General features: G+C 71.8%; 17 protein-coding genes. 6 read left to right on the plus strand and 11 right to left on the minus strand.

The features are described 5' to 3' along the window. Window positions 1-138: 138 nt before the first annotated feature. Together AB0L37_RS25400 and AB0L37_RS25405 are read right to left on the minus strand one after the other, a co-directional pair. Window positions 139-1,779, minus strand: coding sequence for a PucR family transcriptional regulator (locus AB0L37_RS25400; protein WP_365509734.1), 1,641 nt, complete (start codon window positions 1,777-1,779; stop codon window positions 139-141). Between the two features lie 184 nt (window positions 1,780-1,963). Further along, window positions 1,964-4,330, minus strand: a complete 2,367-nt coding sequence (locus AB0L37_RS25405; RefSeq protein WP_365509737.1) for an ATP/GTP-binding protein — start codon at window positions 4,328-4,330, stop codon at window positions 1,964-1,966. Window positions 4,331-4,627: 297 nt separating this feature from the next. Between AB0L37_RS25405 and gabT the strand changes: the two genes are divergently transcribed. After that, window positions 4,628-5,962 carry a 4-aminobutyrate--2-oxoglutarate transaminase gene (gabT, locus tag AB0L37_RS25410; protein WP_365509740.1) on the plus strand — a complete coding sequence of 445 codons (1,335 nt, stop codon included), beginning with the start codon at window positions 4,628-4,630 and terminating at the stop codon, window positions 5,960-5,962. 427 nt (window positions 5,963-6,389) lie between these two features. Further along, window positions 6,390-6,929: a phosphatase PAP2 family protein gene (locus AB0L37_RS25415; RefSeq protein WP_365509743.1), complete on the plus strand. Its 540-nt coding sequence runs from the start codon at window positions 6,390-6,392 to the stop codon at window positions 6,927-6,929. Here AB0L37_RS25415 and AB0L37_RS25420 read toward each other — a convergent pair. Then, on the minus strand, window positions 6,883-8,709 hold the full coding sequence (locus AB0L37_RS25420; RefSeq protein ID WP_365509746.1) for a glycoside hydrolase family 18 protein: 1,827 nt from the start codon (window positions 8,707-8,709) through the stop codon (window positions 6,883-6,885). The two genes, AB0L37_RS25415 and AB0L37_RS25420, sit on opposite strands and share 47 nt — an antisense overlap. A 113-nt stretch (window positions 8,710-8,822) precedes the next feature. After that, window positions 8,823-9,281 (minus strand): hypothetical protein, encoded by a 459-nt coding sequence (locus AB0L37_RS25425; protein WP_365509748.1) that lies wholly within the window; start codon window positions 9,279-9,281, stop codon window positions 8,823-8,825. Between the two features lie 154 nt (window positions 9,282-9,435). Between AB0L37_RS25425 and AB0L37_RS25430 the strand changes: the two genes are divergently transcribed. After that, entirely contained in the window at window positions 9,436-9,810 is a 375-nt protein-coding gene (locus AB0L37_RS25430) for a DUF4440 domain-containing protein (RefSeq protein ID WP_365509751.1), read from the plus strand. An 869-nt stretch (window positions 9,811-10,679) separates the two neighbouring features. Here the strand turns inward: AB0L37_RS25430 and AB0L37_RS25435 are convergent. From AB0L37_RS25435 to AB0L37_RS25460, 6 genes are read right to left on the minus strand one after another with little or no spacing between them, the layout of a single operon-like run. Beyond that, a complete protein-coding gene (locus AB0L37_RS25435; protein WP_365509754.1) occupies window positions 10,680-12,107 on the minus strand; it encodes an FAD-dependent oxidoreductase in 1,428 nt (475 codons plus the stop codon). Between the two features lie 39 nt (window positions 12,108-12,146). After that, window positions 12,147-12,935, minus strand: coding sequence for an ABC transporter permease (locus AB0L37_RS25440; RefSeq protein WP_365509757.1), 789 nt, complete (start codon window positions 12,933-12,935; stop codon window positions 12,147-12,149). Beyond that, window positions 12,935-13,867 carry an ABC transporter permease gene (locus tag AB0L37_RS25445; RefSeq protein WP_365509760.1) on the minus strand — a complete coding sequence of 311 codons (933 nt, stop codon included), beginning with the start codon at window positions 13,865-13,867 and terminating at the stop codon, window positions 12,935-12,937. Before AB0L37_RS25445 ends, AB0L37_RS25440 begins: the two co-directional genes overlap by 1 nt. Continuing rightward, the gene (locus tag AB0L37_RS25450) at window positions 13,864-15,039 is read right to left on the minus strand and encodes an ABC transporter ATP-binding protein (RefSeq protein ID WP_365509763.1); all 1,176 of its coding nucleotides are present in this window, start codon (window positions 15,037-15,039) and stop codon (window positions 13,864-13,866) included. Before AB0L37_RS25450 ends, AB0L37_RS25445 begins: the two co-directional genes overlap by 4 nt. Before the next feature lie 59 nt (window positions 15,040-15,098). Then, the gene (locus AB0L37_RS25455) at window positions 15,099-16,358 is read right to left on the minus strand and encodes a spermidine/putrescine ABC transporter substrate-binding protein (RefSeq protein ID WP_365509765.1); all 1,260 of its coding nucleotides are present in this window, start codon (window positions 16,356-16,358) and stop codon (window positions 15,099-15,101) included. 55 nt (window positions 16,359-16,413) lie between these two features. Further along, window positions 16,414-17,919, minus strand: a complete 1,506-nt coding sequence (locus tag AB0L37_RS25460; RefSeq protein WP_365509768.1) for a gamma-aminobutyraldehyde dehydrogenase — start codon at window positions 17,917-17,919, stop codon at window positions 16,414-16,416. A 218-nt stretch (window positions 17,920-18,137) separates the two neighbouring features. Here AB0L37_RS25460 and AB0L37_RS25465 point away from each other — a divergent pair, with 218 nt between their 5' ends. Continuing rightward, window positions 18,138-18,692 carry an NADAR family protein gene (locus AB0L37_RS25465; RefSeq protein WP_365509771.1) on the plus strand — a complete coding sequence of 185 codons (555 nt, stop codon included), beginning with the start codon at window positions 18,138-18,140 and terminating at the stop codon, window positions 18,690-18,692. Between the two features lie 21 nt (window positions 18,693-18,713). On the opposite strand, the gene AB0L37_RS25470 is transcribed toward AB0L37_RS25465, so the two are convergent. Continuing rightward, the gene (locus tag AB0L37_RS25470; RefSeq protein ID WP_365509774.1) at window positions 18,714-19,148 is read right to left on the minus strand and encodes a DUF4190 domain-containing protein; all 435 of its coding nucleotides are present in this window, start codon (window positions 19,146-19,148) and stop codon (window positions 18,714-18,716) included. Window positions 19,149-19,255: 107 nt separating this feature from the next. On the opposite strand from AB0L37_RS25470, the gene AB0L37_RS25475 reads away from it, so the two are divergent. Then, the gene (locus tag AB0L37_RS25475; RefSeq protein WP_365509776.1) at window positions 19,256-20,290 is read left to right on the plus strand and encodes an adenosine deaminase; all 1,035 of its coding nucleotides are present in this window, start codon (window positions 19,256-19,258) and stop codon (window positions 20,288-20,290) included. Between the two features lie 46 nt (window positions 20,291-20,336). Beyond that, window positions 20,337-21,014, plus strand: a complete 678-nt coding sequence (locus tag AB0L37_RS25480) for a glycerophosphodiester phosphodiesterase (protein ID WP_365509779.1) — start codon at window positions 20,337-20,339, stop codon at window positions 21,012-21,014. Window positions 21,015-21,067 lie beyond the last annotated feature (53 nt).

The raw sequence follows: 21,067 nt of genomic DNA on the forward strand, positions 1-21,067 counted from the left end.
CTGGGTCCCCAGGAACTCCCGTCCCACCACTTGTGGTATGCGCGCAGCTCCCCAGGGGCGCGGGGAACTGCGCGACCAGCCACGGCGAAAGCGGCACCCGCGAACGTACCCCGGACACCCACGGCGAACCGGCGTCGATCAGGCCCCGGTCGCCTTGAGGGCCAGCCACAGTTCCATCCGCACGTCCGGGTCGTCGAGCGACCGCCCCAGAATCTCCTCGACCCGCCGCATCCGGTACCGCAACGTGTGCCGGTGCACCCCCAGATCCGCGGCGGCGGCGTCCCACTGCCCGTGCCGCGACAGCCACGCCCGGAGCGACTCGACCAGGTCACCCCGGCCCGTCGCGTCATGATCGCGCAGCGCCCGCAGCAACCCGTCCGCGAACGCCCGCACCGCGTCGTCCCCGAGCAGCGGCAGCACCGACCCGGCCACGACGTCCTCGTGCTCGACCAGGACCCGCCCGCGCCGCCGCGCGACGGACAGCGCCTGTTCGGCCTGCTTGAAGGCGGTCGCCGCGGCGATCGGCCCGGCCGGCGCGGACAGACCGACGACGAGCTCGTCCCCGCTCTCGGCGGAGCCCCCCGTACGGGTCGCCTCCAAGGCCTCGGCGTAATGCCCGCAGGCCTCCGCGGCCGCGCCCCCGTCGACGACGAGCAGGACGAGCCGCTCTCCGTCCGGTACGACGAGGACGGCCTCGCCGGCGCGTGCGGCGGCGGACTCGACGACGTCGGCGAGGACGGGCAGCGGGTCGCCGCCCGCCCCCGTCACGGCTTCGGCGAGCAGGGACGCCGTGCCGGACGCCGGGACCGTGGGCCCCGCGACCCCGCTCGGCGGCGGTGCGACCGTCTCGGCGAGCACCATCCGGAACGGCGCGTCGAGCAGCGCCCCGTACAGGTCTCCGGCGACGGCCCGCGCATGATCCGGCTCTCCGGCGAGCAGCATCCGCAGCACCGCCGCCCCGATCCGCTGTTCGGCGGCGTGCAGGGCGCGCGAGCGTTCGGTGGTCAGGGTGAGCAGGGCGATCGCCGAGTGCAGTGCGTAGCGCTCCGCCGTGCCGAGGGCCGACGCCGTGCCCACGGCGAGGGCGGCCCGCGCCCGCCGTCCCGTACCGATGGAGTGGAGTTCGACCCGGTCGTCCGCGCCTCCGGCGACGACGGCGCTGGCGGGCGCGGGCCGCTCCCGCAGCCGCTCGACGTCGGCGGTGAGGCGGGCGGCCCTGCGTCCCGCCCACTCCGGCGCGGTGGCGACGACGGCGCCCGAGGCGTCGTACAGCGCGGCCCATCCGTCGACCTGTCCGGCGAGGACGGCGAGCAGCCCCTCGGGGCCTTCGTTCAGGGCTTGCTTGGTCAGTTCGCGCTGCGCGGCGAAGCCGGAGGTCACGGCCCGGTACTGGTCGGCGGCGATGGCCGCGGAGACGGCCTTGCTGATCGCGATGAAGGGGGTGCGCGGCGGCACTTCGAGCAGCGGGAGCCGTTCGTGGCGGGCGGCTTCGACGAGGGCGTCCGGTACGGCGTCGTAGTTGACGCCGACCGCGAAGCCGAGCCCGACGACGCCCGCGCCGGCGAGCCGCTTCACGTACCGCCGCATCGCCTCGGGGTCCTCGGCGTCCAGCTTGAGGGCGGTGACGAGGAGGAGTTCGCCGCCCTCCATGTAGGGGACGGGGTCGGCGAGCTCGCTGACGTGGGCCCAGCGGACGGGGGTGTCCAGGTGCTCCTCGCCCGCGCGCACGGTGAGCTTGAGCGCCGAGTGGTGGACGAGCGAGGCGAGCGTGGGCGGCATGGGGCCTTCAGGTGAGCTGGGGGTGCAGGCGGGTCAGGGATCGGGGAGGGAGCGGGACGCCCAGACCGGAACCGGATGTGAAGCTTTTGGCCGGTCCGTATGAACGCCCTGTGCCGATTCTGCCTCACCGTACGTACTCCGGGGGCGCGCCCCCACGATCCTCAGCCAACCTTCAGGTGCCGCCTCAGCCCCGCAGGTCCACGAGCAGCGGCGGAGCGTGCTCGCCGCGCACCGTGGTGAGCGAGAGCACAGCGTGGCCGGGCGGCACGGCGTGCGCGAGGTCGGAGGCGGACCAGCGTTCGCGCTCGACCTTGCGCACGGTCACGGCGTCCGTCGTCACGGCCTTCCCGGTGACCATCTTGCGCATCTTGTGCAACGCCCTGGTCAACGGCTGGTTGGCGAAGACCGTGTGCTGGGCGACCTCCTCGGTCTCCACCCACTCGGTGCCCCAGGCCTCGGCGAACCGCCGCCCGTCCCAGGTGGTGACGCCGGAGAACGCCATCCGGCAGCCGACCGCCGCGTACAGGGGACCTTGGAGCGCCTCGGGGACCTCGCCGATGGTGCGCAGGCCGAGCACGACACCGGCGTTCAGCGACCGCAGCCGCTGGATCGCCCGTACGGTCTCGGCGGTGACGGTGCGCGCCGCGTCGTCGAGGACCAGGCAGGCGAAGTGCGAGCGCTTTCCCGCGCCCTGTACGACGGTCGTGAACTGGGCGAGCAGCAGCCGGGCGAGGAGCCGCGACGCCTCCTCGTGCCCCTGCTCCGGCAGGTCGACGCGGACCCGCACCGGGTGGTGCGTGAGCGCCCGTACGGAGAACGGCCTGCCCTCGCCGCCCGCGTCGAAGAACCGGGCGAACACCGGGCGGTCGAGCAGCGCGAGCCGGTCGGCGAGCATCGGCCCGGGGTCGGCGGCGGTGCCCGACTGCCGTGCGCGGGCGTCGAGTTCGCGCCGCAGCGCGGGGTCGGTGAGCCTCGCCCGGAGGTCGTCGAGGGCGCCGGGGTCCCCTTCGAGGAGTTCCCGCAGGACCGGTACGGAGGGGAAGCGGTCGTGGGCCGCGCGGTACGGGCCGATCAGCTGGGCGAGGGCGGTGGCGGCGCGCCGCGTGTCGACGCCCTCCAGGTCTCCGACCAGGCCCTCCGCGAGGAACCCGGCGGCCTCGTCGGGGTCGGCGGCGCCCGCGTACAGGTCGAGGTCGTAGGCGGACGTGGCGTCGCCCGGCTTCACGACGACGTCGTACGCGTCCTCGGGGCCGAGCCCCGCACCGGCCGCGCCGACGACGAGGACGGCGCACTGCCCGGTCAGCGCCTGGAGCGCGAGCGACTCGACGACCGGCTTGACCACCCCGGCGGTCTTGCCCGCGCCGGAGGGCCCGACGGCGAGCAGCGAGGTGCCGAGGACGGACGGGTCGAGGGCGGCGCCGATGCCGCGCAGGGCGTACGGGTTGCGCTCGTCGTGCGCGTAGCGGCCGATCCGCACCTGGCCGACGAGCAGGTCGTGCGTGGCGGCGCGGGCGGGCAGGTCGCGCTGGCCGGAGGGGTGGGTCCAGGCGGCGGCGCCCTGGCGTACGACGGTGTCGGCGAAGCCGTCCGGGTCGCCGGAGCGGGTGCGCCAGGCGTGGGTGACACGGACGCAGTCGACGTCGTTCATCCGGCCGGCCGCGACCTCGGAGGTGAGCACGTCGGCGGCCTTGTCCTGGCCGGCGGCGCGCAGTTCGGCCCACTGGGCGCGGGCGGACGGCGGGGCGGCGGGCCGCGCCGGGGCCTGCCGGCGGGATCGCCCTGACCGCCCCGCCCAGACCTCCAGCCAGCCGCCGATCCGGGCGAACGGCCACAGCACGCCCAGCGTGATCAGCGCGTACAGGGTGTAGGCGAGGACCGGCACCTTGAAGAAGCCGTAGCCGCCGGTGATCAGGACGACGAGCGAGAGGACGGGGTCGGCGACCGGGAGGGGCCGCCAGTCGAGCCCGAGCGCGTCCGGCCACACGAAGATCAGGACGCCGACCGCGGCGACCGACGCGATGACGGCGCGGGCGGGCTGCGGGCGCCGGATCACGAAGTGCTTGATGCCCTCCGCCCAGGCCCCGAACCGGGCGACCAGGAAGACGAGGACACCGAAGGAGACACCCTCGTAGACGACGAGCGCGTCGTAGGCCTTGGGGTCGCGGGCGCTCGTGGTCCCCGGCCACCACCAGGCGTCCGGCGTGAACACCTTCAGCGGCGTCCACTGGTACGGGAGCGTGCCGCGCCGCCACAGGCTCCACAGGAACATGCCGACCAGGAACGAGCCGGCCATCCACGCGAGCAGCTTGCGGCCGACGGCGGCGTCGTCCTGCCGGGGCGGCCGGGGCACGTACCCGAAGCGCCACACGCCGGGTTCCGTCCTCGGCCGGCGTACCGACAGCCACTGCCCGACCGACGACCGGGCGGCGTCCGGGGCCTGCCGGGGCATCGGCGGGCCGGCCGGGCGGGGCGGCTGCGCGGGGCGCGGCACCGGGGCGGCCTGCTCCCTGCCTGACGGGTCCTGCGTCCCGTGCGTGCCCTCGGTGTCCATGGCTCCTGCCCCCTGACCTGCCGGTCCGTCCGCGTCGATCCGGCCTCAATCTAGTGCCCGCGCCAAGGGAGTTCACCGTGTACGCGCCCCGTCGGCCGGTACGTGACGGCGGATGCATGTATCCAACTCGGACAACGCCGTCGCACAACCCCACCCACATGGAGCATGACCGCCCCCCTGCCGCGCCCCTAACCTGCGAGGAAACCCCCCGTACAACCCGGCGGAACCGGAACCGGAACCGAGCCACGGACTCGCGCCCGCCCCGTGCCACGCCGCCTCATGAACCAGGAGCCCCGCATGAGCGACATCCCGCAGGAGCGCCGCCTCGTCACCGCCATCCCCGGCCCGAAGTCGCAGGAGCTGCAGAAGCGCCGCGTCGCCGCCGTCGCCGCGGGCGTGGGCTCCACGCTGCCGGTCTTCACCGCCCGCGTGGACCGCGGCATCATCGAGGACGTCGACGGCAACCGCCTGATCGACTTCGGCTCCGGCATCGCGGTGACGAGCGTCGGCGCGTCGGCCGAAGCGGTCGTCCGCCGGGCCTCCGCCCAGCTCCAGGAGTTCACCCACACCTGCTTCATGGTCACGCCGTACGAGGGTTACGTGGAGGTCGCCGAGGCCCTCGCGGAGCTGACCCCGGGCGACCACGCCAAGAAGAGCGCGCTGTTCAACTCGGGCGCCGAGGCCGTCGAGAACGCCGTCAAGATCGCCCGCGCGTACACCAAGCGCCAGGCCGTCATCGTCTTCGACCACGGCTACCACGGCCGTACGAACCTGACGATGGCCCTGACGTCGAAGAACATGCCGTACAAGAACGGCTTCGGCCCGTTCGCCCCCGAGGTCTACCGGGTACCGGTGGCCTACGGCTACCGCTGGCCGACCGGCCCCGAGAACGCGGGCCCCGAGGCCGCCGCCCAGGCGATCGACCAGATCACCAAGCAGGTCGGCGCGGACAACGTCGCCGCGATCATCATCGAGCCGGTGCTCGGCGAGGGCGGCTTCATCGAGCCGGCCAAGGGCTTCCTCCCGGCGATCCGCGAATTCGCCTCCGCCAACGGCATCGTCTTCGTGGCGGACGAGATCCAGTCCGGCTTCTGCCGCACCGGCCAGTGGTTCGCGTGCGAGGACGAGGGCATCGTCCCCGACCTGATCACGACGGCCAAGGGCATCGCGGGCGGTCTGCCGCTCGCCGCCGTGACCGGCAAGGCCGAGATCATGGACGCCGCGCACGCGGGCGGCCTCGGCGGCACGTACGGCGGCAACCCGGTGGCCTGCGCCGGTGCGCTCGGCGCCATCGAGACGATGAAGGAGCTCGACCTCAACGCCAAGGCGAAGGAGATCGAGTCGACGATGAAGACCCGTCTCTCCGCCATGCAGGAGAAGTTCCCGGAGATCGGTGAGATCCGTGGCCGCGGCGCGATGATCGCCATCGAGCTGGTCAAGGACCCGGCGACCAAGGAGCCGAACCCGGAGGCGGCCGGCGCCCTCGCCAAGGCCTGTCACGCCGAGGGCCTGCTCGTCCTCACCTGTGGCACCTACGGCAACGTGCTGCGTTTCCTGCCCCCGCTGGTGATCGGTCAGGACCTCCTCAACGAGGGCCTCGACATCATCGAGAGCGCCTTCGCGGCCCTCTGATCCCTCCCGTCACACGCCCGTCCCCGCGACGGTTGAACCGGTAACCATTCCGTGACCTGCGGTAACGGTCGGGCCGTGTGAAGAAGGTGTGGGGGCACGATGGGTTGTTGGCCAACCGGCTGTCGCGCCCCCAACCCCTGACGTACGGTTTCTGCAGATGAGAGAAACACCTCGCCCACAGGGGACTGTGGGCGACGCCGGGTCGGAGCCTCCCCAGCCCCGCCCTGGTCGTGCCCTCGCGCACACACCCGGAGCTTCCGGCTCCGGAACTCCTCACCGATCGGACGGTCGCCCGCCCCAAACCCCCCGGGGCGCGCGGCACGCCGATCAGATCGGGCGCCTCGGAGCTACCCCCCCTGCTCCGGGGCGCCCGGCCATTTTCCTCACGGCTTTCGCGGCCCTCCTGTTCGCGCTCCTCACCTGGCAGGTGGCGGCCGACGGCCCGCTCCTCGCCCTCGACGAACGCGTGGGCAACGCGCTCCGCACGAGCGCGATCCCCTCACCCCCCGCCGAGTTCTTCGCCGACCTCGGCAACCTGACGGTGGCCCTCCCGATCCTGGCGGCGACCCTCGCGTACGTCACCTGGCACACCCGCGACTGGCGCACCCCGACAACTGCCGCCGTCACCATGGCCCTGGTCCCGGCCCTGGTGGCCCCCCTCCAATCCCTCCTCGCCCGCCCCGGCCCGCCGCCCATGTCCCCGGAGACGGGCTTCTACCCGTCGGGCCACGCGGCGACGGCGGCCGTCGCGTACGGCCTGTGCGTGCTGGCCCTGCGACGACGCGGCCCGGCCCACGGCTGCGTCGCGGTGAACGCGGCCGTGGGCCTGGGGCTCGTGCGGCAGGGGTATCACTGGCCGGTGGACGTGGTGGGGAGCTGGTGTCTGGCGGCGGTGCTGCTCTACGTCGCCGCCCTCGTCCTCAGCCGAAGTACGCGTCGAAGTTCTTCTGGAACTCCCCGTTGTTGAAGCGGTCCCAGTTCACCGACCACGTCATCAGGCCGCGCAGCGCCGGCCAGGTGCCGTGGGTCGGGTAGGTGCCGCAGTTGGTCTTCTTGGTGAGGCAGTCCAGGGCCTTGTTCGTCTCCGTCGGGGTGACGTAGCCGTTGCCCGCGTTCGTCGAGGCGGGCATGCCGATCGCCACCTGGTCGGGGCGCAGCGGCGGGAAGACGTTGTTCGCGTCGCCGGCCACCGGGAAGCCCGTCAGGAGCATGTCGGTCATCGCGATGTGGAAGTCGGCGCCGCCCATGGAGTGGTACTGGTTGTCGAGGCCCATGATCGGGCCCGAGTTGTAGTCCTGGACGTGGAGCAGGGTGAGGTCGTCGCGCAGGGCGTGGATGACCGGGAGGTAGGCGCCGCAGCGCGGGTCCTGGCCGCCCCACTTGCCGGTGCCGTAGAACTGGTAGCCGTTCTGGACGAAGAAGGTCTCCGGGGCCATGGTGAGCGTGAACTTCGCGCCGTACTTCGCCTTCAGGGTCTTCAGCGCCGCGATCAGGTTCACGATGACGGGGGTCTTCGGGTTCCTGAAGTCCGTGTCGTCGGCATTGAGGGAGAGCGAGTGGCCTTCGAAGTCGATGTCCAGGCCGTCGAGACCGTACTCGTCGATGATCTTCGAGACGGACGACACGAAGGTGTCGCGGGCCGCCGTCGTGGTCAGCTGGACCTGGCCGTTCTGCCCGCCGATGGAGATGAGCACCTTCTTTCCCGCCGCCTGCTTGGCCTTGATCGCCGCCTTGAAGTCGGCGTCGGACTCGACGTTCGGGCACTCGGTGACCGGGCAGCGGTTGAAGCGGATGTCACCCGACGTCGTGGAGGTGGGCTCGCCGAAGGCGAGGTCGATGACGTCCCAGCTGTCGGGGACGTCGGCGAGGCGGGTATAGCCGGCGCCGTTGGCGAAGCTCGCGTGGAGGTAGCCGACCAGGGCGTGGGCCGGCAGATCCGCCGAGCCGCCGCCCGTCGAACCCTCGGTCGTCGTGGCGGTGACGGCCGTCGACTTCGCGGACTCGCCCGCGTCGTTCAGGGCCGTGACCTGGAAGCTGTACGCCGTCGAGGCGGTGAGGCCGGTGACGGTCGCCGAAGCGCCGGTCACGGTACGGGACTTGGCACCGTTGGCGTAGATCGCGTAGCTCGTCGCACCGGGGACCGCGGTCCAGGAGAGGGCGACGCTCGTGGACGTGACGGTGCCCGTCGCGAGGCCCGTGGGCGCCGCCGGCGGGACGGGGACCTGCCCGCCGGGGCCGAGGAGCGTGAGGTCGTCGGCGTTGTAGGCCGGGGTGCCGTACCAGCCGTGCGTGTAGATGGTGACCTTCGTGGTGGCCGGGCCCGTGCGGAACGTCGTCGTCAACCGCTGCCAGTCCGGGGCCGATTGCGTCCACGTCGACACGTCCGTGGTGCCGGTGCCGCTCGCGCCGAGGTAGACGTAGCTGCCGCGTACGTAGCCGGAGAGCGTGTACGTCGAGTCCGGCCGCACCGTGACCGTCTGGGCGCACTGGGCGTTGTCGGCGGCGGTCGGGGTCGCGCGCAGCGATGAAGTGCCGCTGTGGACCGGCGAGTTGACGGCCGTTCCGGTGTTCGCCGTGCAGGTCCAGCCGTCCAGGCCCGACTCGAAGCCGCCGTTGCGGGCGAGGTCGGTGTCGGCCGCGTGGGCGGCGGCCGGGCCGAGGGCGGTGAGGCCGGTCACGGCGAGCGCGCCGGCCGTGAGCGCGGTCAGAAGTCTGTGGTGTATGCGCGTGCGTCTGGGGGTGGGCATGGCTGCCTCCGGGCGTGGCGGGGGAACGGGCGCGGTGGAGCGCGCCCAACTTGGTCCAGACCAATTGAGTTGTCAAGACCTCAGGACGCCTCCCCTCGGCTCACGCTCCACCCCTACTCCCCCACATCCCTGGCCAGTTGGGCCGCCGCCTCGTGCATCGCGAGTTCGAGGAGCGCGGGGTCCGTCAGCGTGCCGGAGCCGTCCGGCGGCACCAGCCAGCGGACGCCGCCGGTCGTCCGGCCCGGGTACGGCACCACGATCCAGGTGCCGCTGCCCGCACCCCGCACCCCGGTGCCGAGCCAGCGGGCCACCGTGCCCGCCGGGACGAAGAAGCCCATGCGCGCGTCGCCGAAGTCCGCGAGGACCGGACCCGGGCGGTCGATCACCCGGGTCAGGACATCGAGGGTCGGATAGCCCAACTCCCCCGGCAGGATCAGCACGTCCCACTCCTTGCCCGCGGGCAGCAGGGCCACCCCGAGCGGATTTCGCTCCCACTCCCAGCGGCACGCCTCCGGATCCGGCGCCACCGACACCAGCCACTCGACCGCCGACTTCGCCCCGGAGCCACTCATCTCGGGACCTCCCTGTTCGTCTCGACGCTGTTGGTCACGAACGAGAGGGGGGCGGGGGCCCGAGCATTACGCGAGTTCCGGTTACTTTCAGGTAGTGAACCGGGTCACAGGGGCCCATCAGGGCGTACGCCGGTTGATCAAGGACGGAGCGCGGATGACCACGCGGGAGGCGCAGGCGCAGATCGAGGCCGCCATCGAGGGGGAACTGCGGCTCCTCGATCCGGCCGTGCGGGCCGATGACGCGCGGGTGACGGCCCTGCTCGACCCGGAGTTCTTCGAGTTCGGGGCGTCAGGGCGGCGTTGGGACCGGGCGTCGGTCCTGGAGGTGACGGGGGCGGCGCCCGCGGCGGACGACCGGCCGGTCGAGGTGACGGAGATGGCGGGTGCGGTGCTCGCGCCGGGCGTCGTCCATCTGACGTACCACGCCGACCACAACGGGCGCCGGGTGCGCCGGAGTTCACTGTGGCGGCACGATCCGGGGGCGGGGTGGCGGATGTACTTCCATCAGGGGACGCCGACCGCCAGCTGACCGGCACGGCGGCCGGGCCGGCGAGTCACGATTCCGCTCCGCCCCGCGCTGCACACCCGCCCGGTCGAAGCGCTTGCCGGCACCGGGGTGCCGCCCCAGGCGGGGGGCGAGCCGGGGCCGGAGGGGCGGGCCCCTGCGATCAGACGGGGCAGGGGCTGGGCCCCAGCGACTGTCCCTCGCGGCGGGAAGGAGCGGAGCCCTTTGCGGCCGCTCCCGCGGAGTCGGAGGCGGCGAAACCACTGGGATCGGGCGGGGCCAGGGACGAACCCCTTACGGCCCGGCCGGCCGAGGCGCGAGGGCGGAGCGCCGGCATCCCTCCCGCCGGGATCGGAGGGCCGAGCCCCTCCAGCCCTCCCGCCGGGGTCGGAAGACGGAGCCCCGGCATACCCCCCGCTGAGGCCGAAGGGCCAAGCCCCTCCAGCCCTTCCACCGAGCCCCACCAGCCCTCCCGCCGAAGCCCGAGGGCAGAGCCCCGGCATCCCTCCCGCCGAGGCCGAAGGACGGAGCCCCGGCATCCCTCCCGCCGGGATCGGAGGACGGAGCCCCTCCCGCCGAGGCCCGAGGGCCGAGCCCATACACCCCTCCCACCGGGGTTCGAGGGCGGAGCCCCTGCATGCCGCCCGCCGGGGTCGGAGGGGGCGGAGCCCCCTGCGACAAGGTGGGGGCGGGTGGGTGGGGAAACGGCGCCCGGCGGCGGAGACGGCGGGACGCGAGACTCCCGCGCCCCGCACCGCAGCTCAGCACCACCCCAGCCACCCGCACCGCAGCCCCGCCGGGCTCAGCCACCCGCACCGCAGCCCCGCCGGGCTCAGCCACCCGCACCGCAACCCCGCCGCACCGCAGCCACCCGCACCGCACCCCCGCCGGGCTCAGCTGTCGAAGCCCAAGCCTGCCGCGTCCATCGCCTTCAGCCACAGGTTCCGGCGGCCGCCGTTCGCGTCGGCCCGGGCCAGGGACCACTTCGTCAGGCCGATGCCGATCGAGGCGAACGGCTCCGGCGGGAACGGGAGGGGCTTGGAGCGGACCATCTCCAGTTCCGTACGCTCCGTGCGCTCACCCGAGAGCAGGTCCAGCATCACGTCCGCGCCGAAACGGGTCGCGCCCACGCCGAGGCCCGTGTATCCGGCCGCGTACGCGACCCGGCCCGCGTGCGCCGTGCCGAAGAACGCCGAGAACCGCGAACACGTGTCGATGGCCCCGCCCCACGCGTGCGTGAAGCGCAGCCCCTCCAGCTGCGGGAAGCACGTGAAGAAGTGGTCGGCGAGCTTCGCGTACGTCTCCGGGCGGTCGTCGTGCTCGGCCCGCACCCGTCCCCCGTACGGATAGATCGCGTCGTAGCCGCCCCACAGGATGCGGTTGTCGGCGGACAGGCGGAAGTAGTGGAACTGGTTGGCCGAGTCGCCCAGGCCCTGGCGGTTCTTCCAGCCGACCGACTCCAGCTGGGCCGCGCTCAGCGGTTCCGTCATCAGCGCGTAGTCGTACACCGGGACGGTGTAGGAGCGGACCCGCTTGACGAGGGACGGGAAGACGTTCGTACCGAGCGCCGCGTACTGCGCGAAGATCCGGCCGTACGGGGTGCGGACGGCGAGCCCGGTGCTGTTGGAGGCCAGGGCGGTCGCCGGGGTGTGCTCGTAGATGCGGACGCCGAGGTCGAGGCAGGCCTGCTTGAGGCCCCAGGCGAGCTTCGCGGGGTGGAGCATCGCGACGCCGCGCCGGTCGTACAGGGCGCCGAGGAAGGTGGGGGATCCGACCTGTTCTCGGGTCGCTTCCCCGTCGAGGAGCTCCAGGCCGTCGGCAAGACCGGCCGCCTCCAACTCCTCGTAGAACTCGCGCAGTTCGCTGACCTGGTGCGGCTGCGTCGCCACGTCCAGTTCGCCGCTGCGCTCGAAGTCGCAGTCGATGGAGTAGCGGGCGACCGCCGCCTCGATGGCGTCGAGGTTGGCGGCGCCCAGCTCCTCCAGTTTCTTGATCTCTTTCGGCCAGCGGGCGAGCCCGTTGGCGGTGCCGTGCGTGAGGGAGGCGGCGCAGAACCCGCCGTTGCGCCCGGAGGCGGCCCAGCCGATCTCCTTGCCCTCGACGAGGACGACGTCCCGCGCGGGGTCGCGTTCCTTGGCGATGAGCGCGGTCCACAGGCCGCTGTAGCCGCCGCCGACGACGAGCAGATCGCAGCGCTCGTCGCCGGTGAGGGCGGGGCGCGGCTCGGGGCGGCCGGGGTCGTCGAGCCAGTACGAGACGGGCTTGGCGTCCGCGAGCGACTTCAACGACGCGGCCTTACGATTCATGGCGCCAGCGGCCATGATTCCAACTCCCTCAGAAATTCAGCAGTTCCCTGTAATTCAGGAAACCTTGTTCTTGCGCTTGCCGAGCATCATTCCGGCAAGGACGCACAGTACGGCGACGAGGAACATGGCCGTACCGATGACATTGATCTGAACGGGCGTACCGCGCTGCGCCGATCCCCAGACGAACATGGGGAACGTCACGGTCGAGCCCGCGTTGAAATTCGTGATGATGAAGTCGTCGAAGGAGAGCGCGAAGGCGAGCAGTGCGCCCGCCGCGATGCCCGGCGCCGCGATGGGCAGGGTCACGCGGACGAACGTCTGCACCGGGCCCGCGTACAGGTCCTGCGCGGCCTGCTCAAGGCGCGGGTCCATCGACATCACGCGCGCCTTGACGGCCGTCACCACGAAGCTGAGGCAGAACATGATGTGGGCGATGAGGATCGTCCAGAAGCCCAGCTGGGCGCCCATGTTGAGGAAGAGCGTGAGCAGCGAGGCCGCCATCACGACCTCCGGCATGGCCATCGGCAGGAAGATCAGCGAGTTGACCGCGCCGCGCGCCTTGAACCGGTAACGCACCAGGGCGAAGGCGATCATCGTGCCGAGCGCGGTCGCGCCGATGGTCGCCCAGAAGGCGATCTGGAGGCTCAGCGAGAGCGAGCCGCACATGTCGGCGACGCCGCAGGGGTTCTTCCAGGCGTCGAGCGAGAACGCCGTCCACTCGTAATTGAACCGGCCCTTGGGCTTGTTGAACGAGAAGACCGTGACGACGACGTTCGGCAGCAGGAGATAGCCGAGCGTGATCAGGCCCGCTATCACCACGAGGTTTTTCCGCAGCCAGCGCATCAGACGAGGTCCTCCGTTCCGGCACGGCGAATGTAGACGGTGACCATGACGAGAATGGCCGCCATGAGGATGAAGGAGAGTGCGGCCGCTGTCGGATAGTCGAGGATGCGCAGGAACTGCGTCTGGATGACGTTTCCGACCATGCGGGTGTCGGTCGATCCGAGCAGGTCGGCATTGACGTAGTCACCGGCGGCGGGGATGAAGGTGAGCAGCGTTCCGGAGACGACGCCGGGCATCGACAGCGGGAAGGTCACCTTGCGGAACGTGGTGGCCGGGGAGGCGTACAGGTCGCCCGCGGCCTCGTGCAGCCGGCCGTCGATCCGCTCCAGTGAGGTGTAGAGCGGCAGGATCATGAACGGCAGGAAGTTGTACGTGAGTCCGCAGACCACGGCGAGCGGTGTCGCGAGGACGCGGTCGCCCTCGGTCATGCCGATCCAGCTCGTCACGTCCAGGACGTGCAGCGAGTTGAGGGCGCCGACGACCGGTCCGCCGTCGGCGAGGATCGTCTTCCACGCAAGGGTGCGGATGAGGAAGCTGGTGAAGAACGGCGCGATGACGAGGATCAGGACGACGTTGCGCCAGCGGCCCGCGCGGAACGCGATGAGGTAGGCCAGCGGGTAGCCGAGCACCAGGCACAGGATCGTGGCGCAGCCCGCGTACAGGACCGAGCGCAGGAACTGCGGGTAGTAGTCGGACAGGGCGTCCCAGTACGTGGCGAAGTGCCAGGTGACCTGGTAGCCGTCCTCCAGCGAGCCCGTCTGGACGGAGGTCGAGGCCTGGTAGACCATCGGCAGCGCGAAGAAGACGACGAGCCACAGGATGCCGGGCAGCAGCAGCCAGTACGGGACGAGGCGGCCGCGCTTGCGGGTCTTCTTGGGCGGGGTCTTCTTCGGGGTGGGCGCCAGCGGGGGCGCGTCGGTGACCGTACTCATGCGGACGCGTCCTCCGAGACCTTCTCCACGCCGGCCGCGGCGTCCTGGGCCGCGTCGAGACCGAAGGTGTGGGCCGGGTTCCAGTGCAGGACGACCTCGGCGCCGGGCGCGAGGCGGCTGTCGCGCTCGATGTTCTGGGCGTAGACCTCGAACGTGTCGCCGGCCGGGCCCTCGACGACGTACTGCGTGGAGACGCCGATGAAGCTGGAGTCGGCGATCGTGCCGGTGAGGCGGTTGCGGCCGTCGGGGATCGCGGTCGCGTCGTCGGCGTGCGCGAGCGAGATCTTCTCCGGGCGCACGCCGAGCAGCACGCGGCTGCCGGCGCCGGTGGGCGCGGAACATCGGGCGCTGGGCAGCGTGAGCTTGCCGTCGGCGCCCGCGGGGCGCAGCGTCAGGTCGTCGCCGGCGGTGCCGGTGATCTCGGCCTCGATGAAGTTCGAGGTGCCGAGGAAGTTGGCGACGAAGGTGGAGCCCGGGTTCTCGTACAGGTCGGTGGGGGCGCCGAGTTGCTCGACGCGGCCGGCGTTCATCACGGCGACGGTGTCGGCCATGGTCATGGCCTCCTCCTGGTCGTGCGTGACGTGGACGAAGGTGATGCCGACCTCGGTCTGGATGCGCTTGAGCTCCAGCTGCATCTGGCGGCGCAGCTTGAGGTCGAGGGCGCCGAGCGGCTCGTCGAGCAGGAGCACCTTCGGGTGGTTGATGAGGGCGCGGGCGACGGCGACGCGCTGCTGCTGGCCGCCGGAGAGCTGGTGCGGCTTCTTGCGCTTGTGCTCGCCGAGCTGGACGAGGTCGAGCATCTCCTCGACCTGCTTCTTCACGGACTTGATGCCGCGGCGGCGCAGGCCGAAGGCGACGTTCTCGAAGATGTCGAGGTGCGGGAAGAGCGCGTACGACTGGAAGACGGTGTTCACCGGCCGCTTGTAGGGCGGCAGGTTGGTGACGTCCTGGTCGCCGAGGTGGACCGTTCCCGTGGTCGGGTCCTCCAGGCCGGCGATCATGCGCAGGGTCGTGGTCTTGCCGCAGCCGGAGGCGCCGAGCAGGGCGAAGAAGGAGCCCTGGGGCACGGTGAGGTCGAGCGGCCGTACGGCGGTGAAGCCGTTGTCGTACGTCTTGCTGATCCCGGTGAGACGGACGTCGCCGCCGTTGTCGCTCTGGGGAGGAGTCGTCATGGTGAGTCCAAGGAGTCAAGGAGTGTCGGTCGGGCAGGGGCGCGAGGACGTGCGTCGGCTCAGCCGCCGGTGAGCTGGGCGAACTTCTCCTCGAACGCCGTCTCTTCCTTGGCGGTGAGCGAGCGGAAGCCGTGCGCCTTGGCCGCCATGGCCTTGTCGGGGACGATCAGCGGGTCGTTCGCGACGTCCTTGTCGATCTTGGCGAGTTCGGGCTTGACGATGCTGCCCTCGAGCGGCGTGACGTAGTTGATCCACGCGGCGAGCTCGGCGCCGACGGCCGGCTCGTAGTAGTAGTCCATGAGCTTCTCGGCGTTCGTCTTGTGACGTGCCTTGTTCGGGACCAGCATGTTGTCGGTCGACGAGATGTAACCGGCGTCCGGGATCGCGAACTTGACGTGCGGGTTGTCCGCCTGGAGCTGGACGACGTCACCGGCCCACGCGAGGCAGGCCGCGAGGTCGCCCTTGGAGAGGTCGGCGATGTAGTCGTTGCCGGTGAAGCGGCGGACCTGCTTGCTGTCGACGGCCTTCTGCACGCGGGCGACGGCCGCGTCGAAGTCGTCGGCCTTGAAGTCGCGCGGGTCCTTGCCCATGTCGAGGAGCGTCATGCCGATGGTGTCGCGCATCTCGGAGAGCAGGCCGACCTTGCCCTTGAGCTTCGGGTCGTCGAGCAGCTGCGAGACCGAGGTGACCTCTTTGCCGCCGGTCGCCTTGGTGTTGTACGCGATGACCGTCGCGATGCCCTGCCAGGGGTAGGAGTAGGCGCGGCCCGGGTCCCAGTCGGGGTTGCGGAACTGGGAGGACAGGTTGGTGTACGCGTTCGGCAGGTTCGCCGCGTCGAGCTTCTGCACCCAGCCGTAGCGGATGAGGCGCGCGGCGAGCCAGTCGGTGAGGACGACGATGTCGCGCCCGGTGTCCTGGCCGGCGGCCAGCTGGGGCTTGATCTTGCCGAAGAACTCGACGTTGTCGTTGATGTCCTCGGTGTACTTGACCTTGATCCCGGTGCGTTTGGTGAACGCCTCCAGGGACGGCCGGTGCTTCTCGTCGTCGCTCAGGTCGATGTACTCGGTCCAGTTGGAGAAGTTGATCGTCTTCTCCTTGGCCGAGTGGTCCTCGGACGATATGCCGCCCTGGGACTTGCTCGCGGCCGGGATGCCGCAGGCACTCAGGGTGCCGAGCCCGCCGATGGCGAGCGCGCCGCCGGTCGATGCGCGCAGCAGGGACCGGCGGGACATCGAGGCTCTAGCCTTGCCGTTCCTCAAGCTGCGCTGCATGGCGGCCAGTTGGGCCGGGGACAGGCGGTCGGGCTCGTACTGCTCCATGCGCGTGGTTGCCCTTTCGGGAGTTGGACGGCCGCTGGTCGGTGCGGCCTGACGACTATCGGTCCCCGAAGATCGTGCGGTGCCAGTCCTTGCGGACCACCGCCGTGTTGTCGAACATGACGTGCTTGATCTGCGTGTACTCCTCGAAGGAGTAGGCAGACATGTCCTTGCCGTAGCCGGATGCCTTGTAGCCGCCGTGCGGCATCTCGCTGAGGATCGGGATGTGGTCGTTGATCCAGACGCAGCCCGCCTTGATGTCGCGGGTGGCGCGGTTGGCCCGGTAGACGTCGGTCGACCAGGCGGAGGCGGCGAGACCGTAGGGGGTGTCGTTCGCCAGCCGGATGCCCTCGTCGTCGGTGTCGAAGGGCAGCACGACGAGGACCGGGCCGAAGATCTCGGACTGCACGATCTCGCTGTCCTGCGCCGCGTCGGCGATGAGGGTGGGCTTGTAGTAGGCGCCCGGGTGGTCGAGGGCCTCGCCGCCGGTGACGACGCGGGCGTAGCCGCGGGCGCGGTCGACGAACCCGGCGACGCGGTCGCGCTGGGCGTGCGAGATGAGCGGGCCGAGGTCGGTGTCGGCGGCGAACGGGTCGCCGAGCCGCACGGTCTCCATGAGCGCGGCCGTCTTCTCGACGAACGCGTCGTAGAGGGGGCGCTGCACGTACGCGCGGGTCGCGGCGGTGCAGTCCTGCCCGGTGTTGATGAGGGAGCCCGCGACGGCGCCGTGCACGGCGGCGTCGAGGTCGGCGTCGTCGAAGACCACGAACGGGGCCTTGCCGCCGAGTTCGAGGTGGAGCCGCTTCACCGTGGCGGTGGCGACCTCGGCGACGCGCTTGCCGACGCCGGTGGAACCGGTGAAGGAGGTCATGGCGACGCCGGGGTGCCCGACGAGGTGCTCGCCCGCGTCCCTGCCCGCGCCGGTGACGACGTTGACGACGCCGTCCGGGATGCCCGCCGCGGTGGCCGCCTCGGCGAACAGGAGCGAGGTCAGCGGGGTGAGTTCGGCGGGCTTGAGCACGATGGTGTTGCCCGCGGCGATGGCCGGCAGGACCTTCCACGCGGCCATCTGGAGCGGGTAGTTCCAGGGCGCGATGGAGCCGACGACACCGATCGCCTCCCGGCGTACGTACGAGGTGTGGTCGCCGCTGTACTCCCCCGCGGACTGGCCCTGGAGGTGACGGGCGGCGCCCGCGAAGAACGCCGTGTTGTCGATGGTGCCCGGCACGTCGAACTCGCGGCTCAGCTTGATCGGCTTGCCGCACTGGAGCGACTCGGCCTGCGCGAACTCCTCGGCCCGCTCGGCGAGCACCCCGGCGAAGGCGTGCAGCGCGTCGGAGCGCTCGCCCGGCGTCGCGCCGGCCCAGCCCGGGAAGGCGTCGGCGGCGGCCGCGACGGCGGCGTCCACGTCGGCCGTGCCCGCGAGCTCGTACGTGTAGACGTCCTTGCCGGTGGCCGGGTCGACGACGGCGTGGGTACGGCCCGAGGTGCCCGGGGTCAGCCGGCCCGCGATGAAGTTGGCACCGTCGGCGAAGCGTTCCTGCGCGGGGAAGGGGTTGTGCATGAGGTTCTCGCTCTCGCTCTCCTCCGCCGGCGTCCCGTTCCACGGGCCCCGACGTGGCTCCAGCTCGATTTGAGTGCCGATCCTGACAGAGGAGCAGTACTCCAACAAGTGATTCCGTTGTTGCCTTTTGGTTACGCGACGGAATCTGTCGACTGACTGTCGAGTGGGCCTGGAAAACCCAGGACGGACTGTCAGTGGTGCGTGCCAGACTCGCGTGCATGGGGACGATCAACGACAGGGAGTCGCTGGTGGCGGCTCTGGAGGCGGGGGCGCGGGTCAAGTACCTGCGCTTTTGGGGGCACGCGCCGCGCAAGGACGGGGCGCTCGGGCCGAGCTGTCTGAGTCAGTGGTGGCCGTCGCCGTTCACGGTGGACGGCGTGGAGTACGCGACGGCGGAGCACTGGATGATGGCGGGCAAGGCCCGGCTGTTCGGTGACGCCGAGGCCGAGCGCCGGGCGATAGCGGCGGGGCACCCTTCGCAGGCCAAGAAGGCGGGGCGGATGGTGCGCGGCTTCGACGACGCGGTGTGGGAGCGGGAGCGGTTCGCCGTCGTGGTCGAGGGCAGCGTCCACAAGTTCGCCTCGGACCCGGCGCTGCGCGAATACCTCCTGAACACGGGCGACCGGGTCCTGGTGGAGGCCAGCCCCGTGGACCGGGTGTGGGGCATAGGCCTGGCCGCGGACGACGCGGCGGCGGAGGACCCGCGGAAGTGGCGCGGGCCGAATCTGCTGGGGTTCGCGCTGATGGAGGCGCGGGCGAGGCTGGCGGCGTAAGGCTTCCGGCAGGGGGCCGCGTCAGTGCCGCGCCACGAACACCACGGCCAGCAGCAGCGCGAGCAGCAGACCGCCGAGGCCGCAGATGAACCCGGCCAGGGCCTGCCCGCCGTTGGTCGCTGCGCCGCGCCCGGCCCGGCGCCGCCCGAGCACGCCGAGGACGACGGCGAGCACGCCGGTGACGATCGCGAGCGGCCAGAGCACGAACCCGACGGCGGTGGCGATCCCGAGGACGAGCGCGGCGACGCCGAACCCGTTGCGCGGCCCGGCCGGCGCCCCGGGCCAGCCGTTGCCGTACCCGTATCCCTGTCCGTATCCGTACGCGGGATAGGGGAAGACGCCGGGACCCTCCGGGCCGATGGGCGGCGGGGGCACGGGCTCGCCGGGCGGGGCGTACGGGTTGGCGTAGCCGTACGCGTTCCCGTACCCGGTCCCGTACGGGTCGTGCTCGCTCATCCGGCCATGCTAGGCGGGCCCCGGGCGCGCGGGGAGCCGGTTCAGGCCCCGCATACGATGACCGGGACCCCGATCAGCCGATCAGACAAGTTCCTGGGGAGGAACCCGTGAGCCAGAGCCTGCAGACCTTCATCGCCGGACTGCCCAAAGCCGAACTCCACGTCCACCACGTGGGCTCCGCCTCCCCCAGGATCGTCTCGACGCTGGCCGCCCGGCACCCCGACTCCAAGGTGCCGACGGACCCCGAGGCGCTCGCGGACTTCTTCACGTTCACGGACTTCGCGCACTTCATCGACGTGTACCTGTCGGTCGTCGACCTGATCCGTACGCCGGAGGACGTCCGCCTCCTGACGTACGAGGTGGCCCGCGACCTGGCCCGGCAGAACGTGCGGTACGCGGAGCTGACCCTCACCCCGTTCTCGTCGACGCGGCGCGGTATCGACGCCCGCGCGTTCATGGACGCGATCGAGGACGCCCGCAAGGCGGCCGAGTCGGAGTTCGGCACGGTCCTGCGCTGGTGCTTCGACATCCCCGGCGAGGCGGGTCTGGAGGCGGCCGAGGAGACGACGCGGCTGGCGACGGACGACGCGCTGCGCCCGGAGGGCCTGGTCTCGTTCGGGCTCGGCGGCCCCGAGATCGGCGTCCCGCGCCCGCAGTTCAAGCCGTACTTCGACCGCGCCATCGCGGCGGGCCTGCGCTCGGTCCCGCACGCGGGTGAGACGACGGGCCCGGAGACGGTGTGGGACGCGCTGACGTATCTGCGCGCCGAGCGCATCGGGCACGGCACGTCGTCGGCGCAGGACCCGAAGCTCCTCGCGCACCTGGCCGAGCACGGCATCCCGCTGGAGGTGTGCCCGACGTCGAACATCGCGACGCGCGCGGTGCGCACCCTGGAGGAGCACCCGCTGAAGCAGTTCGTCGACGCGGGCGTGACGGTCACGATCAACTCGGACGACCCGCCGATGTTCTCCACGGACCTCAACACTGAGTACGGCGTCGCGGCCCGCCTCCTCGGCCTCGACGAGCGGGGCCTCGCCGACCTGGCCAAGAACGCGGTGCGCGCCTCGTTCCTCGACAAGGCCGGGCAGGAGCGGATCGCCGCGGAGATCGACACGTACACGGACAACTGGCTGACCGCCTGAGTGCCCTGACCAGGCCGGGGCGCCCGCGCCCCGCACAATGGTGGCCATGCGCACCGTGACTGCCGTGGCCCACCGAGGCGACCCCTACCGCGTCCGCGAGAACACCCTCCCCTCCCTGCGCTCCGCGCTGGAGCGGGGCGCGGACGCGGTGGAGATCGACGTACGACTGACCCGCGACGGCGTGCCCGTGCTGCTGCACGACGCGACGCTGGAGCGGCTGTGGAAGCACGACCGCCCGCTGTCCGCGCTCTCGGCCGACGAGGTGCGCGGCCTGACGGCGGGCGGCGTGCCGACCCTCGTCGACGCGCTGGCCGCGGCCGGGGATACCCAGCTCATGGTCGACCTGCCCGGCGCGAGCGCGAAGGCGGTGCGCAGGGTCGTCGGCGTGATCCGGGACTGCGGCGCCGAGGAGCGGGTCTACTACTGCGCCGGCGCCGAGACGATGCTCCGGGTCCGCGCCGCCGACCCGGCCGCCGAGATCGCCCTGACCTGGACGACGCTGGCCCCGCCGCGCCCCGCGCTGCTCGACGCGGTCCGCCCGCGCTGGCTCAACTACCGCTTCCCGCTGGTGAGTCGGGACCTCGCGGCGCGCGTCCACCGCGACGGATACCTCGTCTCGGCCTGGACCCCGGACACGAAGAGCGCGATGCGCCGGCTCCTCGACGTCGGCGTGGACTCGATCACGACGAACCGCATCGACGTCCTGACGTCCCTTAAGGGATAGCGCGGCAGCGGACCAGGGTGCGGATCATCCCCGGCGACGAGCTGCGGCCGCGG

Source organism: Streptomyces sp. NPDC052225, from assembly GCF_040679615.1.
GTDB lineage: Bacteria > Actinomycetota > Actinomycetes > Streptomycetales > Streptomycetaceae > Streptomyces.